A 14,987-nucleotide genomic window follows, 5' to 3' on the forward strand; every position below is an offset into this window, starting at 1 on the left:
CGAGGCGCGCCCGCTTCACCTATTTGCGCAGCGCGGCGACGCCGGGCAGTTCCTTGCCTTCCAGCCATTCGAGAAAGGCGCCGCCGGCGGTCGAGAGATAGGTGAACTCTTGCGCCGCATGGGCCTGGTTCAGCGCAGCGACCGTGTCGCCGCCGCCGGCGACCGAGAGCAGCCTGCCCTCGCAGGTGAGCCGCGCCGCCGCCTGCGCGACGGCGTTGGTGCCCTCGTCGAAAGGGGGAAGCTCGAAGGCGCCGAGGGGGCCGTTCCAGACGAGCGTCTTGGTCTTCTCCAAAAGGCTCTCGATGTGGGCGACGGATTTCGGCCCGAGATCGAGGATCATGTCGTTTTCCCCGATATGATCGACCGAGACGATATGCGCCGGCGCATGCGCCTCGAATTTCTGCGCGACCGTGGCGTCGGCCGGCAGAACGATTTCGCAACCGGCGTCCTTCGCCTCGGCGAGAATGACACGCGCCTTGTCGAGCAGATCGTGCTCGCACAGAGACTTGCCGATCGCCTTGCCCTGCGCGGCGAGGAAAGTGTTGGCCATGCCGCCGCCGATGACCAGCGCGTCGACCTTGCGGATCAGATTGCCGAGCAGCTCGAGCTTGGTGGAGATCTTGGCGCCGCCGACCACCGCCATCACCGGATGCTCGGGATGCTCGAGCGCCTGACCCAGCGCCTGCAGCTCGGCCTGCATGGTGCGGCCGGCATAGGCGGGCAGCACATGGGCGAGGCCCTCGGTCGTCGCATGGGCGCGATGGGCGGCGGAGAAGGCCTCGTTGACATAAAGGTCGCCGAGCTTCGCCACTTCGGCGACGAAGGCCGGGTCGTTCTTCTCCTCGCCCTTGTGGAAGCGCGTGTTCTCGAGCAGCAGAATATCGCCGTCCGCCATTCTGGCGATCGCCTCGCGCGCCGGCTCGCCGACGCAATCCTCGGCGAAGGCCACCGGGCGTCTGATCGTCTCGGCGAGGGCCGTCGCCACCGGGCGGAGCGATTCGTCCTCCTTGCGCTCGCCCTTCGGCCGGCCGAGATGGGCGAGCAGAATCACCTTGCCGCCCTTGGCCGAAATCTCCTCGATCGTCGGCAGGACGCGCTGGATGCGCGTCCTGTCGGTGACGACGCCGTTCTCCATCGGCACGTTGAAGTCCACGCGCAGGAGGACGCGCTTGCCTTTCAGATCGGCGGAATCGAGCGTGTTGAAGGTCATGAGGAGACTTTCAGCTGGAAAAGGTCAGAGCGTTTTCGCGATCGTCGCGGCGACATCCGTCATGCGGCCCGAGAAACCCCATTCATTGTCGTACCACGAGAGAATGCGCACCAGCGTTCCATCGATGACCTTGGTCTGATCGAGATGGAAGGTCGAGGAACGCGGATCGTGGTTGAAGTCGATCGAGACGTTCTTGTCGTCGGTATAGCCGAGAATATCCTTCAGCGGCCCCTCCGCGGCGGCGATCACGGCGGCGTTGACCTCCTCCTTGCTCGTCGTCTTCTTGGCGACGAATTTGAGGTCGACCGCCGAGACATTGGGCGTCGGCACGCGGATCGCCGCGCCGTCGAGCTTGCCCTTCAGCTCCGGCAGCACCAGGCCCACCGCCTTGGCCGCGCCGGTCGATGTCGGAATCATCGACAGCGCCGCGGCGCGGGCGCGGTAGAGGTCCTTGTGGAACGTGTCCAGCGTCGGCTGGTCGCCCGTGTAGGAGTGGATCGTCGTCATGAAGCCCTTCTCGATCCCGATCGCCTCGTGCAGCACTTTGGCGACGGGAGCGAGGCAATTGGTCGTGCAGGAGGCGTTGGAGACGACGAGATGCTCTTTGGTGATCTTGTCCTCGTTGACGCCATAGACGACGGTGATGTCGGCGCCGTCCGAGGGGGCGGAGACGAGCACGCGCTTCGCGCCGGCGTCGAGCAGCGCCTTCGCCTTGTCGCGCGCGGTGAAGAGGCCGGTGCATTCGAGCGCGATGTCGACGCCGAGATCGCGATAGGGCAGCTCGGCGGGATTCTTGATCGCAGTCGCTTTGATCGGACCGAGCCCCACGTCGATCATATCGCCCTCGACCTTCACCTCGCGCGGAAAGCGGCCGTGCACCGAATCATAGCGCAGCAGATGGGCGTTGGTCTCGACCGGGCCGAGGTCGTTGATCGTCACGACCTCGAGATCCGTGCGGCCGGTCTCGACGATATAGCGCAGGATGTTGCGGCCGATGCGCCCGAATCCGTTGATCGCCACCCTCACGGCCATAGTCGTTCCTCCTCGACTCGATTTCAGAGCGCCGGAGCGCGGCGCTCCCTTGCCGGATCTGCCGCCGAACAGGCGCTCGAGGCGGCGACATGCGCAATTTCCCGTCGGCGTGATAACAGTTCGGGCGCCCCTGTCAACGCGGCGTCCCGCCTCGGGCGCGGCGGCCGCGCGGGTTGGGATTTGCGCGATTCGTGCTAGTACGTCGGCGTCGACTCGCCCGCGGCCGGCCCGCCGGCGACCATGTAATCGTTTCCGGCGCGGTTTCCATATGACGGGCTCCAAACGACTCGATGATGCGCTGCGGCGGCTCTCGGCCGCGCTCGACGAGCTCGAGACGACGGTCTCGCGCCGCCTCGAGGCGGAGCTGTCGCACGCCGACCTCGAAGAGGAGCTCGCCGTGATGCAGGACGACCGCAGCCGGCTGGCGCTCGAGCTCGACGCGGCGCTCGCGCACAAGAGCGCGCTCGAGAAGGCGCGTGACGAAGTGCTGACGCGTCTCGACCGCACGACCCTCGGCATTCGCGCCGTGCTCGGCGACGACGGCCCGGCCGAGGATTAGGAGACGAGCGATGGCGCATGTCGTGGTGACGATCGCCGGCCGCACCTATCGCATGGGCTGCGAGGACGGCGAGGAGGAGCGCCTGCACGAACTGGCGAAGCGAGTCGAAGCCAAGATCGTGGCGCTGAAGGGAGGGTTCGGCGATATCGGCGAGCAGCGCATCATCGTGATGGCCGCGCTCACTCTCGCGGATGAAGCAGATAGCGCGGCCGGGCGCCTGCAGGCGACGGAGGCCGAGCTCGCCGCCGCGCAGCGCCGCGAAGTGGAGTTGCGCGAGGCGGAAGCCGCGCTGCAGGAGAAGGTCGCGGGCGCGCTCGAGGACGCCGCCGCGCGCGTCGAGCGGCTCGCCGGGGAGCTTCGCCCCGGCGGCGAGCCGGGACCGATCCTCTCGTGACGAGCGGCGGAAAGCCGTCCGTTGAAGAAAAGGGCGCTCGCTTCTCACGCTGTGCGGGAAGCGAGGGTCGGATGGGCCGGCAGGCCCGCGCGAGGACCGGCTGTCTCCCTGACGCGCCGCTGTAAGAAGCTCAACTTTCCCGGCGTCGGAACAGCCTACATATGACGCGCTTCTCCGATCTCGCCGACGAGACCACACTTCCGGCCAGCATGAGCGCCGTCGCGCCTGCCAAATGAAACAGCGAAGCGACACGAGGCTCGCCCTGCGATCATTTCCCGGACGCCAGTAATCGCCGACGCTCGACGCTCAGGCTCGCTGCGCGCAGCAGCAATCGGCGAGATGGTCGTCGACCATGCCGACCGCCTGCATGAAAGCGTAGACGATGGTCGGCCCGCAAAAGGCGAAGCCGCGGGACTTCAAATCCTTCGAGAGCCGGCGGGAGAGATCGGTCTCGGCCGGTATCTCCGCCGTGGTGCGCGGCCGGTTGACGATCGGTTCGCCATCCACGAAATCCCAGAGATAGGCGCTGAAGCCCTGCCGCTCCTCGATCTCGAGAAAGGCGCGGCCGGAGGCGACGGCGCCTTCGATCTTGGCGCGATTGCGGATGATTGCCTGATTTTGCATCAAAGCTTCGACGCGGCTGGCGTCGAAGCGCGCCACGGCGACGGGATCGAACCCCTCGAATGCGGCGCGGAATCCGTCCCGCCGGCGCAGGATCGTGATCCAGGAGAGACCGGCTTGAAAGCCGTCTAGGATCAGCTTCTCGTACAGCGCGCGCGAATCGCGCTCGGGGCGGCCCCATTCCTCGTCGTGGTAGGCGACATAGAGCGGATCGATCCCGGCCCAAGGACAGCGGGCGAGACCGTCTTCATGAAGGATCGCCGCCGCATCGCGCCAGGCGCGCGGATTTTTACGCTCTTTCACCATGTTTCGCGCCTCCCGTCTCTTTCCGCCCGCCGAAAGAGCGTTTCATAACATCCTCATTGTGCGCCCGGCGAGCTTGCGGCCAATGTGTCGTTGGCCGACAATTGGCACAGGCCGTGCTCGCGTCGCGGCCGTCGGGAGCCGTTCGCGCCGATGAACCTCTTCGGCCACGGCGCTCACCAGGGGAGAAATTTTATGTCGATCCGTCTCGTCTCTTACGTCGCGGCCGGCGCTCTCGCGGTCGGAATCGCCGCCGGCTCCGCGAGTGAAGCGAAAGCGCAGGCGAATGTCCTCAAGGAATGCGGCGCGCAATATCAGGCCGCCAAGGCCGCCAATGAATTGAAGGGCAAGAGCTGGCAAGACTTTTTGAAGGCTTGTCGCGCCCGCCTCGCCGAGCCGGCGGCGGAGACGCCGGCGCCCGCCCCGGCTGAAGCCGAGCCGACTCCCGCTCCCGTCCCTGCTCCGGCCCCGACCGCCGTAGAGCCTCCGCCCGCCGCTCCCCCGTCGTCCGAGGCTCCGAAGCCCGCCGAAGCCGCTCCGACCGAAGCCGCCCCGACCGAAGCCGCCCCGACCGAAGCCGCCAAGCCCAAGCCTGACACCAAGGCCGCCCAGGCGGCCCGCCAGAAGAAATGCGGCGCCGAGTGGAAAGCGAAGAAGGCCGAGCTGCTCAAGGCGAATCCCAAGCTCACCTGGCCGAAATTCTGGAGCGAGTGCAACAAGCGCCTGAAGTCGGGCGGCGAATAAGCCGGACGCGAGACGGACGGTCGAACCGTCCGGCGCGCGCCGCGCCGGGCGGTTTCGCAGCGACCGCCCCCTTGCGGCGCAGCGGCGATTCGTGGCACAGGCTGCGGGCCGCACGGCAGCAACAGGGGGAAGCCGCATTGGACAAGAGCGAGTTGCGCAAGCTGCAGGCGTTCTTGCGCCAGTCGCTGGGGAACGAGGGGATCAAGGTGACGCCCGATCCCCAGAACCCGGACGACGGCGCGGTCCATCTCGGAGAGCGCAAGATCGCCGCCATCACCGTCGACGACGAGGACGGCGACCGCTCCTTCGCCTTCTCGATGAAGCTGCCGGTCGGGCGCGAGACGCTGCAGTCCTATCTGCGCAAGCTGTTCGAAAACGACAAGCTCATCCTCGCGCCGCATGGGCGTAAGACCGATTCGGTCGAGCTCAACAGCGGCGAGGATTTCCTCGGCGTCATCTCCGCCGACGACGCCAAGCGGCAGAGCTTCACGCTGCAGATCGCCATCCTCGATTTCGATCTCGAGGATTACTGAGCGCGTCGAGCGGCGTCGGCCTCGATGCGGCGCAGAAAGCCGAGCGTCCCTTCGACCAGCCGGTCCCAATGCTCGAGCAGAGCGGGCGAGAAGCGCACCTCCACGTCGAGGGCGCCCCGGCGCAGCGCCCATAGGCAGGCCGCCGCGCCCATGAAGCCGGCCTCCTGTTTCGGACAGCGCGCGAAGAACAGGGCGCCGTCGGGCGGGGCGAGATAGAGCTGCTCCAGCTCATAGGGCGAGCCGGCCTCGAAGCGGCGCAGCATCAGCCCGCCGGGCCCGCCGAACACTTCGCTCTCGAGAAAGCGCGCGTAGAGGCGCGATGGCCGTTCGGCCGGATCAATCGTCTCGTCCTTGGGCGCGACGACGATGAAGACGAGATTTTCGTCCTGTTCCCGTGCGGCGCGCAGCTCGGGATCGGCGCTCGCCGGCGGCGCCGCGGCGAAATCGGGGAAGACGGCGAGAAAGGCGAGATGGTCGAGATGATCTCCGCCCATGCGCGTCGTCCCGTCGCGGGCGAAGGACAATGGATAAGTGAATTGCGCGCCGTCGAGGCTCGCCTCGACGAATGTGGGGCCGCTTCCAGCGCCGCGCCGTGTGGCGCGATAGGCGCCGGCGGCGAGAAGCGCGACGAGAACCACGGCGAGAGAGGAAAAGAGAAGGCGCATGGATCGAACGGCCCGCCACTCGATGCGCGCCGTTCGAAGGAGCGGCGCCGAATCCCTCCTGCGTCATTTCGGCCGAAGTGAAAAGGCCCCGCATCGGCGGCGGCGCGATGCGAACCGCTCTCCTTGCGCAGCGGGAGGGCTGGGGAGAGAGCTCTGCGAGCCGGCCGAGAGGCCGGCCGCCGGTTGCCTTCGCGCGGCACGGGCATTAATCGAGAGGCGGTCTTTTCGGACGGCCTTGTGGCCGCGACCGAAAGCGCAGCGCGCAACGCGCGCATTTCGAAGGTGCGACCATTTGACAGCTTCGACCGACACGAACGACAGCGAGGCCATGCGCGCGGCGGCGCTCGCCCATGGGCTGAAGAACGACGAATACGACCGGATCCTCGCCCTCGTCGGCCGCGCGCCGAGCCTCACCGAGCTCGGCATTTTCTCGGCCATGTGGAACGAGCATTGCTCCTACAAATCCTCGCGCATCCATCTGCGCAAGCTGCCGACCGAGGCGCCCTGGGTGATCAGGGGGCCGGGCGAGAACGCCGGCGTCATCGACATCGGCGACGGCGACGCCTGCGTCTTCAAGATGGAGAGCCACAACCACCCCTCTTTCATCGAGCCCTATCAGGGGTCGGCGACCGGGGTCGGCGGCATTTTGCGCGACGTGTTCACCATGGGCGCGCGCCCGATCGCCTGCCTGAACCTGCTGCGCTTCGGAAGGCCGGAGCATCCGAAGACCCGCCATCTCGTCGGCGGCGTGGTGGCGGGCGTCGGCGGCTATGGCAATTCCTTCGGCGTGCCGACCGTCGGCGGCTCGACCGAGTTCGACTCGTCCTATGACGGGAACATCCTCGTCAACGCCATGGCCGTCGGCCTCGCCAGGACCGACGCCATTTTCTATTCGGCGGCGGCCGGCGTCGGCAATCCGATCGTCTATCTCGGCTCGAAGACGGGCCGCGACGGCATTCATGGCGCGACGATGGCGTCGGCGTCCTTCGAGGCCGACGCCGAGGAGAAGCGCCCGACCGTGCAGGTCGGCGATCCCTTCTCCGAAAAGCTGCTGCTCGAGGCATGCCTCGAGCTGATGGCCTCGGGCGCGGTCATCGCCATTCAGGACATGGGCGCGGCCGGGCTCACCTCCTCGGCCGTCGAGATGGGCGCCAAGGGCAATCTCGGCGTGGAGCTCGATCTCGACGCCGTCCCCTGCCGCGAGCCGGGCATGACCGCCTATGAGATGATGCTCTCGGAGAGCCAGGAGCGCATGCTCATGGTTCTGCGCCCCGAGCAGGAGAAAGAGGCCGAGGCGATCTTCCGCAAATGGGGGCTCGACTTCGCGATCATCGGCCACACGACCGACACTCTGCGGTTCGTCGTGAAGCACAAGGGCGTCGTCGAGGCCGATCTGCCGATCAAAGAGCTCGGCGACGAGGCGCCGGTCTATGACCGGCCGCATGTGGCGACGCCGAAGCCGCCCGTCCTCGATCCCGGCTCGGTCGCGCCGCCCTGTTCGAACGGCGCGGCGCTGCTGGCGCTGCTCGCGACGCCGGACCTCTGTTCCAAGCGCTGGGTGTGGGAGCAATACGACCATCTCATTCTCGGCAATAGCGTGCGCACGCCGGGCGGCGACGCGGCCGTGGTGCGGGTGGGCGAGGGGCCGAAAGGCCTCGTTCTGACGACCGATGTGACCGCCCGCTATTGCGGGGCCGATCCGGTCGAAGGCGGACGACAGGCGGTGGCGGAAGCTTGGCGCAACATCTCCGTGCGCGGCGGAACGCCCTTGGCGCTCACCGACAATCTGAACTTCGGCAATCCGGAAAAGCCCGAGATCATGGGACAGTTCGTCGGCTGTCTCGAAGGGATCGGCGACGCGGCGCGCACGCTCGACTTTCCGATCGTTTCCGGGAATGTCTCGCTCTACAACGAGACGCAGGGGACCGGCATTCTGCCGACGCCGGCGATCGGCGGGGTCGGCGTGATAGCGGATGTCGCGTTCGCCTCGACGCTCGCTCTGCCCGACGGCGGCAAGACGATTCTCCTCCTCGGCGAGACCTGGGGCCGGCTCGGCCAATCGGCCTATCTGCGTGACCTCTGCGGGCGTCGCGAGGGAGCGCCGCCGCCGGTCGACCTTGCCGCCGAGAGGCGCAATGGCGATTTCGTCCGCGGGCTCGTGCTTGCGCGGCGCGTTCTCGCCGCGCATGATCTTTCGGACGGCGGCCTCGCCGTCGCGCTCGCGGAAATGGCGCTGGCCGGCGGCGTCGGTGCGACGATCCAGCGGTTGCCGGCGGGTCCGGCGCATGCGGCGCTGTTCGGCGAGGATCAGGGCCGATATATCGTCGTCGCCGAGCCAGCCGAGGCGCAGAAAATCATCGAGGAGGCCGCCGCGGCCGGCGTCGCCGCGCTCGCGCTCGGCGCGACCGGCGGAACCTCGTTGATTCTGCCCGGCGAGGCGCCGATATTGCTAAGCGTTTTGCAACATGCGCATGAAGCGCCGCTGCCGGCCTATATGGCCGGGGACGATGGCGTCTTCGGCGGGTCTCGAGGAGGTCGACGCGCAAATGGCGATGGAGAAAAGTGAAATCGAGCGTCTCATCAAGGCGGCTATTCCGGACGCCGTGATCGAGATCACCGCACTCGCCGACGACGGCGACCATTGGGCCGCTTCGGTGAAGTCGGAGGCTTTTCGCGGGAAGAGCCGCGTGCAGCAGCATCAGATGGTCAACAAGGCCTTCGGCGATCGCCTCGGCGGCGAGCTTCATGCGCTGGCGCTGACGACGATCGCTCTCTAAATCATTTCACGTCCGGCGGGATCGCCGGGCCGCCTGCAACGGAACCTTGAATTCCGCTCGAAAGGAAATCCCATGTCGGACATCACCACCGCGATCAAGAACGAGATCGACAGCGCCGACGTCGTGCTGTTCATGAAGGGCACGCCTCAAGCGCCGCAATGCGGCTTCTCCATGCAGGTCTGCCAGATCCTCGGCCATGTCGGCGTGCCCTTCAAGAGCATCAATGTGCTCGCCGACGGCGCGATCCGCGAGGGCATCAAGGCCTATTCGCAATGGCCGACCATTCCCCAGCTCTATGTGAAGGGCGAGTTCGTCGGCGGCTGCGACATCACCCGCGAGATGTTCCAATCGGGCGAGCTGGTCGCGCTGTTCGACAAGGAAGGCATCCCGCACAAGCAGGCGGCGAAGGCGTAAAGGGCGCTTTCTCGGCGTTCTCCCTTCTCCCGCTTGCGGGAGAAGGGGCGCGAACTTTCTTTGTTCTCACCCTTCAACCGATCTTCACGCCCTTGACCTGCGCCAATGCGATGACCAGCAGCCCGACGTGCTGGACATGGATCATGCCGCCGCCGAGCGCCATCTCCAGCGCCTCGCGCCAGGGCATGACCTCCACGGCGATGTCCTCGGAGCTGTCGAGCTTCAACGGCGCGACCGCACGCGCGCCCTCGGCGTAGAGCACATGCACGCGATTGGCGTGCGAGGCCGGATTCGGCGAGAGCCGCGTCAAATGTCGGATCGACGCCGCCTCATGTCCGGTTTCCTCCAATAGCTCGCGCGCTCCGGCAGCGACCGGGTCGCTCTCGTGCGGGTCCATCACGCCGCCGGGAAGCTCCAGTGAGATCTCGCCCGCGCCATGGCGATATTGGCGCACCAGCAGCAGCCGGTCCTCTTCGTCCAGCGCGACGACATGGACCCAGTCGCGATATTCCAGCACATAATAGGGGTCGAGCACGACGCCGCGCTGCGTCACGCAATGATCGGCGCGAAGGCTGATCCAGCGGTCGTGGATCAACGTCCGGGAAGCGCGCACCTCCCAGGGCCGCAGCGGATCCTCGCTCACGGAGTAGGAGTCGACGAGAGCTCGGCGGTCTGCGTCACCAGCGAGCGGCCTTCCTCCGAATCCCACTTGGCCGGCCCCTGCATCAGGCCGATCTGACAGCCTTTGCCGTCGATGAGGAAGGTGGTCGGCAGACCGAGCGCCTGGCCCGTCTGCTTCAGCTGGAAGAAGATCTCGGCCTTGGGATCGGCGTAGAAGGCGAGGCTCCTGGCGCCGATCTCGTTCAGAAAGGTCTTGGGCCGGTCGAGCTTCGACGTGTCGACATTGACCGTCACCACCTCGAATTTTTCCGACCCCGCCTCCTTCTGCAGCCGGTCGAGCGCCGCCATCTCGTTGCGGCAGGGCACGCACCATGTGGCCCAGAGGTTGAGCAGCACGGTCTTGCCCTTGAAATCCTCGAGCTTGCGCGGCGCGCCGTCGGGCCCGGTGAAGGTCAGCTCCGGCATGGGCTCCGGCTCGCCGGCGATCGACATGGCCGCGACCTCGCCCTTGGCGAGAGAGGACACGCGCTGCGACGTCTCGCGCGAGGCGGCGCAGGCCGTGCCGGAACCCTTCTTGCCGCTCGGACCGCCGTTCACGTATAGAACCCCCGCACCGGCGGCGAGAACGAGCGCGGCTGCGGCGACTGTCGGCAGGCGGCCTCGGCTGGGTTTTTCTGTCTGGTCGGTCATCGGTCGGTTCTTCCGAGAGGCTTCATGACGAGCAAAATATGGGGCGGCCGCTTCCAGAGCGCAAGCGACGCGATCCTGGAGGCGATCAACGTCTCCATCGACTTCGACAAGCGGCTCGCTCCGCAGGATGTGCGCGGCTCTCTCGCTCATGTCGCGATGCTCGCCGCGACGGGCATCCTGTCGCAGGAGGACGCCGCCGCCATCACGCGCGGATTAGAACGAATTCGTGGCGAGATCGAGGAGGGGAGCTTCGCCTTCTCGCGCGCGCTCGAGGACATTCATATGAATGTCGAGCAGAGGCTCGCCGAGGTCATCGGCCCGGTCGCCGGACGCCTGCATACGGCGCGCTCGCGCAATGACCAGGTCGCGACGGATTTTCGCCTGTTCATTCGCGACACGGTCGACGACATAGAATCGCAGCTCGCCGATCTGCAGAGCGCCCTCGCCGAGAAGGCGCTCGAGGAGGCCGGCAGCGTGATGCCCGGCTTCACCCATCTGCAATCGGCGCAGCCGGTTACCTTCGGCCATCATCTTCTCGCTTATGTCGAGATGCTCGCGCGCGACCGCGGGCGTTTTCAGGACGCGCGCAAGCGGCTCGACGAATGTCCGCTCGGCGCGGCGGCGCTCGCCGGCACCTCTTTCCCGATCGATCGCGAGATGACCGCGAAAGCGCTCGGCTTCGCGCGGCCGACGGCCAATTCGCTGGACAGCGTCTCCGATCGCGACTTCGTGCTGGAGACGCTGTCCGCGGCGGCGATCGCGGCGACGCATCTCTCGCGCTTCGCCGAAGAGATCGTGCTGTGGACGACGCCGCAATTCGCTTTTGTTTCCCTGTCGGACAAGTTCACCACCGGCTCCTCGATCATGCCGCAGAAGCGCAATCCCGACGCGGCGGAGCTGGTGCGCGGCAAGACTGGGCGCATCATCGGCGCGCTGCAGGCGATGCTGATCGTGATGAAGGGCCTGCCGCTCGCCTATTCCAAGGACATGCAGGAGGACAAGGAAGGGACGTTCGACGCGCTCGACAATTTCGCGCTCTGCGTCGCCGCGATGGCCGGCATGGTCCGCGACATGAGCGTCGATCGCGCGCGCATGCGCAAAGCCGCCGCCGCCGGCTATGCGACGGCGACAGATCTCGCCGACTGGCTGGTGCGCGCGCTCGGCCTTCCCTTCCGCGAGGCGCATCATGTGACCGGACGCATCGTGGCGATCGCGGCGGAGCGCAACATCGGGCTCGAGAAGACGCCGCTCGACGTGATGCAGAGCGTCGAGCCGCGTATCACGGAGGATGTGTTCAGCGTGCTCGGCGTCGACAAATCGGTGAAGAGCCGCACGAGCTATGGCGGCGCGGCGCCGGAGAATGTGCGCAAGCAGGCGCGGCGCTGGCTGAAGCAGTTGGCCAGAGAGAAAGCCTAAAAAGAAAGGGCGGCGCTCCCTTTTCCCACTCGTGGGAGAAGGAGAGAGCGGCGAGAGTCCGGCTTCAGACTTTTTCGAGTTTCGCCTTCTCCATCATCTCCACGAAGCGCGCGAAGAGATAGTGGCTGTCCTGCGGGCCGGGCGAGGCCTCGGGGTGGTGCTGCACGGAAAAGGCCGGGCGATCGGTGAGCGCGATGCCGCAATTGGAGCCGTCGAACAACGAGCGATGCGTCTCCACCGCATTCGCCGGCAGACTGTCGCGGTCGACCGCGAAGCCATGGTTCATCGATACGATCTCGACCTTGCCGGTGGTGAAATCCTTCACCGGATGATTGGCGCCGTGATGGCCCTGCGGCATTTTCTGCGTCTTCGCGCCGACGGCGAGCGCCATCATCTGATGGCCGAGACAGATGCCGAACACCGGCGTCCTGCGCGCCAGCAACTCGCGGATCACCGGCACGGCGTAGCGGCCCGTCTCGGCCGGATCGCCCGGTCCGTTGGAGAGGAACACGCCATCCGGCCCGAGCGCGAAAATCTCCTCGGCCGTCACCGTCGCCGGCGCGACGATCACCTCGCAGCCCGCCTCGGCGAGCAGACGCAGGATGTTGCGCTTGACGCCATAGTCGATGGCGACGACGCGACGCTTCGCGCCATTGCGCTTGCCATAGCCGGCGCCGGAGCGCCACAACGTCTCGTCCCACTCGTAACGCCCCGCCGCGGTAACGGATGGCACGAGATCCATGCCGTCGATCCCCGGCCAGGCGGCGGCCTCGGCGCGCAGCTCATCCAAATCGAAGACGCCGTCCGGCGCATGCGCGATGACGGCGTTCGGCATGCCCCTTTCGCGGATCAACGTCGTCAGCGCGCGCGTGTCGATCCCGCTGAGCCCGACGATTCCCCGCGCGACGAGCCATTGCGCGAGGGGGCGCGACGCGCGATGGTTGGACGGATCGCCCGAGGGCGCGCCGATGACGACGCCGCGCGCGCCGGCGCAATGGGCGATGTCGACGGTCTCGACGTCCTCGTCGTTGACGCCGACATTGCCGATATGCGGAAAGGTGAAGGTGACGATCTGCCCGGCATAGGACGGATCGGTCAGAATCTCCTGATAGCCGGTCATGGCGGTGTTGAAGCACACTTCGCCGACGGCCGCGCCCGCGGCGCCGAAACCGAAGCCGAATATCGCCTCGCCCGTCGACAGAACCAGGACCCCGGTGTGGACCGGCGCGGTCCAGCCGGCCGCTTCGTCTTGATCCGATCTCATCCGCGCTCTATGCCTTTCCCAACATTCGCCGGGGGCGCCTCGCGCGCCCGCGGCTTCCCTAGAACATTTCACTGCGAAGTGGAAATACAATGCGCGAACGGTTCACCGCCGACCTCAAGTCGGCCATGAAGAGCGGCGACAAGGCCAGGGTCGAGACGATCCGCATGATCACCGCCGGGCTCAAGGACCGCGACATAGAGGCGCGCGTCACGGGCAAGATTCTGTCGGACGACGATATTCTGGCTCTGCTGCAGAAAATGGTGAAGAGCCGGCAGGAATCGCTCGACATCTATGAGAAGGCCGGCCGCGCCGACCTCGTCGAAAAAGAGCGCGCGGAGATCGAGGTGATCTCGTCCTATCTGCCGCAGCCGCTCTCCGAGGCCGAGGTCGCGGAGGCGATCGAGGCCGCGATCGCCGAGACGGGCGCCGCCTCGATCAAGGACATGGGCAAGGTAGTGGCCGCGCTCAAGGCCAAATATACGGGCCGCATCGATTTCGGAAAGGCCAGCGCCGCGGTGAAGGCCGCCCTCTCGGGCTGAACTCCCTCCCTTTCTCGATACGATTCCGAAAGTCCACCCCCCACGACGGCACAGTGCTTGCTATGCTCTACGCGGCCCAGGACCGGCCTGATTCAACAAGCATGAGCAGATAGACCGATGCAAAAGACGTTCATCCGAGAGACCTCCGACGGCCGAAAAGTCGAGGTCATAGGCGCTTTCGTCTGTGTCGATGGCCAGCCGGTCGCCGACCAGGTCGTCGACGTCAAGGACCATCCCAATCGGCGCGCCATTCTGCACACGCTCCCCAACGCCGCCTTCATGGCCGGGCCCATCGTGCTGACGGCCGAGGAGGCGTCGTTGGTGCGCGGCGCCTTGCTGATGGCCAAGCCGTCGCCGACCGATCCGGTCGCGATCAACGATCAGCTGCGCAAGGCCATCAATGCCCGCAACCGCGAAGCCGGCATAGAGTGAGCGCCGGCGGCGCTCAATAATCGACGGCGACGAGGTAGAGCCCGTGCGGCGGAGCGACTTGGCCGCAGCGGGCGCGATTCTTCGCGTCCAGCGCCGCGCGCAGATCCGCGGCCGTCCAGCGGCCGGAACCGACATGCTCCAGCGATCCGGCCAGCGAGCGCACCTGATTGTGCAGGAAGGAGCGCGCCGACGTCACGATCTCGATGCGCGAGCCGTCGCGGCGCACATCCAGCCGCTCCAGCGTGCGGATCGGCGAAGAGGCTTGGCATTCCGTCGAGCGGAAGGTCGTGAAATCATGCCGGCCGACGAGAAGCTGCGCCGCGGCGTGCATCGCCTCGGCGTCGAGGGGGCGCTTCACATGCCAGGCGCGACCGAGCTGCAGCGTCAAAGGCGCGCGGCGATTGTCGATGATGTAGCGATAGTGTCGGCGCGCCGCCGAGAAGCGCGCCTCGAAGCCCTCGGCGACGCGCCGCGCCTCCAGCACGGCGATCGGGTCCGGACGCAAATGGGCGTTGAGCGCGTCGCGCAGCCGATCCTCGCGCCAGTCGCGCGTCAGGTCCACATGGGCGACCTGTCCCAGCGCATGCACGCCGGCGTCGGTGCGCCCGGCGCCATGAACGACACGGCGCGCGCCGCCCTCCAGCGCCGCGACCGCCTCTTCCAGCCGCTGCTGCACCGCGACCCCGTTCTCCTGGCGCTGCCAGCCGACGAAGGGACCGCCGTCATATTCGATCGTGAGCGCGAAGCGGGGCATGGGACCGTGAGAGGAGAGG

The 14,987-nt window shown here is 66.8% G+C and carries 18 protein-coding genes; 10 read left to right on the forward strand and 8 right to left on the reverse strand.

The genetic code is table 11. The features are described from left to right. Window positions 1-19: 19 nt before the first annotated feature. Window positions 20-1,210: a phosphoglycerate kinase gene (locus AC6IW9_RS08785; protein ID WP_497771547.1), complete on the reverse strand. Its 1,191-nt coding sequence runs from the start codon at window positions 1,208-1,210 to the stop codon at window positions 20-22. A 24-nt stretch (window positions 1,211-1,234) separates the two neighbouring features. Then, window positions 1,235-2,242: a type I glyceraldehyde-3-phosphate dehydrogenase gene (gap, locus tag AC6IW9_RS08790; protein ID WP_497771550.1), complete on the reverse strand. Its 1,008-nt coding sequence runs from the start codon at window positions 2,240-2,242 to the stop codon at window positions 1,235-1,237. Window positions 2,243-2,510: 268 nt separating this feature from the next. Here gap and AC6IW9_RS08795 point away from each other — a divergent pair, with 268 nt between their 5' ends. Both AC6IW9_RS08795 and AC6IW9_RS08800 read left to right on the forward strand, forming a co-directional pair. Next, window positions 2,511-2,801: a DUF4164 family protein gene (locus AC6IW9_RS08795; RefSeq protein ID WP_497771552.1), complete on the forward strand. Its 291-nt coding sequence runs from the start codon at window positions 2,511-2,513 to the stop codon at window positions 2,799-2,801. A gap of 10 nt (window positions 2,802-2,811) precedes the next feature. Beyond that, window positions 2,812-3,195 carry a cell division protein ZapA gene (locus tag AC6IW9_RS08800; protein WP_497771555.1) on the forward strand — a complete coding sequence of 128 codons (384 nt, stop codon included), beginning with the start codon at window positions 2,812-2,814 and terminating at the stop codon, window positions 3,193-3,195. Window positions 3,196-3,501: 306 nt separating this feature from the next. Here the strand turns inward: AC6IW9_RS08800 and AC6IW9_RS08805 are convergent, their stop codons facing one another. After that, window positions 3,502-4,122 (reverse strand): DNA-3-methyladenine glycosylase I, encoded by a 621-nt coding sequence (locus AC6IW9_RS08805; RefSeq protein WP_497771557.1) that lies wholly within the window; start codon window positions 4,120-4,122, stop codon window positions 3,502-3,504. Between the two features lie 192 nt (window positions 4,123-4,314). On the opposite strand from AC6IW9_RS08805, the gene AC6IW9_RS08810 reads away from it, so the two are divergent. Continuing rightward, window positions 4,315-4,863 (forward strand): hypothetical protein, encoded by a 549-nt coding sequence (locus tag AC6IW9_RS08810; RefSeq protein ID WP_497771560.1) that lies wholly within the window; start codon window positions 4,315-4,317, stop codon window positions 4,861-4,863. 137 nt (window positions 4,864-5,000) lie between these two features. Continuing rightward, window positions 5,001-5,396: a DUF3126 family protein gene (locus tag AC6IW9_RS08815; RefSeq protein ID WP_497771566.1), complete on the forward strand. Its 396-nt coding sequence runs from the start codon at window positions 5,001-5,003 to the stop codon at window positions 5,394-5,396. Here the strand turns inward: AC6IW9_RS08815 and AC6IW9_RS08820 are convergent. Further along, on the reverse strand, window positions 5,390-6,061 hold the full coding sequence (locus AC6IW9_RS08820) for a hypothetical protein (RefSeq protein ID WP_497771569.1): 672 nt from the start codon (window positions 6,059-6,061) through the stop codon (window positions 5,390-5,392). The two genes, AC6IW9_RS08815 and AC6IW9_RS08820, sit on opposite strands and share 7 nt — an antisense overlap. A 328-nt stretch (window positions 6,062-6,389) precedes the next feature. Here AC6IW9_RS08820 and purL point away from each other — a divergent pair, with 328 nt between their 5' ends. The 3 genes from purL (at window position 6,390) to grxD (ending at window position 9,252) form a co-directional block, all read left to right on the forward strand. Further along, complete coding sequence (purL, locus tag AC6IW9_RS08825; RefSeq protein WP_497772477.1) at window positions 6,390-8,627, forward strand: phosphoribosylformylglycinamidine synthase subunit PurL; 2,238 nt, start codon at window positions 6,390-6,392, stop codon at window positions 8,625-8,627. After that, window positions 8,608-8,838: a BolA/IbaG family iron-sulfur metabolism protein gene (locus tag AC6IW9_RS08830; protein ID WP_497771571.1), complete on the forward strand. Its 231-nt coding sequence runs from the start codon at window positions 8,608-8,610 to the stop codon at window positions 8,836-8,838. Before purL ends, AC6IW9_RS08830 begins: the two co-directional genes overlap by 20 nt. A gap of 72 nt (window positions 8,839-8,910) precedes the next feature. After that, the gene (grxD, locus tag AC6IW9_RS08835) at window positions 8,911-9,252 is read left to right on the forward strand and encodes a Grx4 family monothiol glutaredoxin (protein ID WP_497771574.1); all 342 of its coding nucleotides are present in this window, start codon (window positions 8,911-8,913) and stop codon (window positions 9,250-9,252) included. A 73-nt stretch (window positions 9,253-9,325) separates the two neighbouring features. Here grxD and AC6IW9_RS08840 read toward each other — a convergent pair whose 3' ends face one another. Both AC6IW9_RS08840 and tlpA read right to left on the reverse strand, forming a co-directional pair. Beyond that, complete coding sequence (locus AC6IW9_RS08840; protein WP_497771576.1) at window positions 9,326-9,895, reverse strand: NUDIX hydrolase; 570 nt, start codon at window positions 9,893-9,895, stop codon at window positions 9,326-9,328. Beyond that, window positions 9,892-10,563 (reverse strand): thiol:disulfide interchange protein TlpA, encoded by a 672-nt coding sequence (tlpA, locus tag AC6IW9_RS08845; protein ID WP_497771579.1) that lies wholly within the window; start codon window positions 10,561-10,563, stop codon window positions 9,892-9,894. The genes AC6IW9_RS08840 and tlpA overlap by 4 nt, the downstream gene beginning before the upstream one ends. A gap of 24 nt (window positions 10,564-10,587) precedes the next feature. Between tlpA and argH the strand changes: the two genes are divergently transcribed. Further along, window positions 10,588-11,979, forward strand: a complete 1,392-nt coding sequence (gene argH, locus AC6IW9_RS08850; protein ID WP_497771581.1) for an argininosuccinate lyase — start codon at window positions 10,588-10,590, stop codon at window positions 11,977-11,979. A 64-nt stretch (window positions 11,980-12,043) separates the two neighbouring features. On the opposite strand, the gene carA is transcribed toward argH, so the two are convergent. Continuing rightward, on the reverse strand, window positions 12,044-13,243 hold the full coding sequence (gene carA / locus AC6IW9_RS08855) for a glutamine-hydrolyzing carbamoyl-phosphate synthase small subunit (protein ID WP_497771584.1): 1,200 nt from the start codon (window positions 13,241-13,243) through the stop codon (window positions 12,044-12,046). Window positions 13,244-13,332: 89 nt separating this feature from the next. On the opposite strand from carA, the gene AC6IW9_RS08860 reads away from it, so the two are divergent. Together AC6IW9_RS08860 and AC6IW9_RS08865 are read left to right on the forward strand one after the other, a co-directional pair. Continuing rightward, window positions 13,333-13,782 (forward strand): GatB/YqeY domain-containing protein, encoded by a 450-nt coding sequence (locus tag AC6IW9_RS08860; RefSeq protein WP_497771587.1) that lies wholly within the window; start codon window positions 13,333-13,335, stop codon window positions 13,780-13,782. A 117-nt stretch (window positions 13,783-13,899) separates the two neighbouring features. Then, a complete protein-coding gene (locus AC6IW9_RS08865; RefSeq protein WP_497771590.1) occupies window positions 13,900-14,214 on the forward strand; it encodes a hypothetical protein in 315 nt (104 codons plus the stop codon). A gap of 13 nt (window positions 14,215-14,227) precedes the next feature. Here AC6IW9_RS08865 and truA read toward each other — a convergent pair whose 3' ends face one another. Continuing rightward, complete coding sequence (gene truA / locus AC6IW9_RS08870) at window positions 14,228-14,968, reverse strand: tRNA pseudouridine(38-40) synthase TruA (protein ID WP_497771593.1); 741 nt, start codon at window positions 14,966-14,968, stop codon at window positions 14,228-14,230. Between the last annotated feature and the right edge of the window lie 19 nt (window positions 14,969-14,987).

This window comes from Methylosinus sp. shoA (assembly GCF_059718125.1).

Coding starts and splice junctions, on each gene's coding strand:
- AC6IW9_RS08785 (WP_497771547.1), bottom strand. CDS start 1,210: ATGACCTTCAACACGCTCGATTCCGCCGATCTGAAAGGCAAGCGCGTC.
- gap (WP_497771550.1), bottom strand. CDS start 2,242: ATGGCCGTGAGGGTGGCGATCAACGGATTCGGGCGCATCGGCCGCAAC.
- AC6IW9_RS08795 (WP_497771552.1), top strand. CDS start 2,511: ATGACGGGCTCCAAACGACTCGATGATGCGCTGCGGCGGCTCTCGGCC.
- AC6IW9_RS08800 (WP_497771555.1), top strand. CDS start 2,812: ATGGCGCATGTCGTGGTGACGATCGCCGGCCGCACCTATCGCATGGGC.
- AC6IW9_RS08805 (WP_497771557.1), bottom strand. CDS start 4,122: ATGGTGAAAGAGCGTAAAAATCCGCGCGCCTGGCGCGATGCGGCGGCG.
- AC6IW9_RS08810 (WP_497771560.1), top strand. CDS start 4,315: ATGTCGATCCGTCTCGTCTCTTACGTCGCGGCCGGCGCTCTCGCGGTC.
- AC6IW9_RS08820 (WP_497771569.1), bottom strand. CDS start 6,061: ATGCGCCTTCTCTTTTCCTCTCTCGCCGTGGTTCTCGTCGCGCTTCTC.
- purL (WP_497772477.1), top strand. CDS start 6,390: ATGCGCGCGGCGGCGCTCGCCCATGGGCTGAAGAACGACGAATACGAC.
- AC6IW9_RS08830 (WP_497771571.1), top strand. CDS start 8,608: ATGGCGATGGAGAAAAGTGAAATCGAGCGTCTCATCAAGGCGGCTATT.
- grxD (WP_497771574.1), top strand. CDS start 8,911: ATGTCGGACATCACCACCGCGATCAAGAACGAGATCGACAGCGCCGAC.
- tlpA (WP_497771579.1), bottom strand. CDS start 10,563: ATGACCGACCAGACAGAAAAACCCAGCCGAGGCCGCCTGCCGACAGTC.
- argH (WP_497771581.1), top strand. CDS start 10,588: ATGACGAGCAAAATATGGGGCGGCCGCTTCCAGAGCGCAAGCGACGCG.
- carA (WP_497771584.1), bottom strand. CDS start 13,243: ATGAGATCGGATCAAGACGAAGCGGCCGGCTGGACCGCGCCGGTCCAC.
- AC6IW9_RS08860 (WP_497771587.1), top strand. CDS start 13,333: ATGCGCGAACGGTTCACCGCCGACCTCAAGTCGGCCATGAAGAGCGGC.
- AC6IW9_RS08865 (WP_497771590.1), top strand. CDS start 13,900: ATGCAAAAGACGTTCATCCGAGAGACCTCCGACGGCCGAAAAGTCGAG.
- truA (WP_497771593.1), bottom strand. CDS start 14,968: ATGCCCCGCTTCGCGCTCACGATCGAATATGACGGCGGTCCCTTCGTC.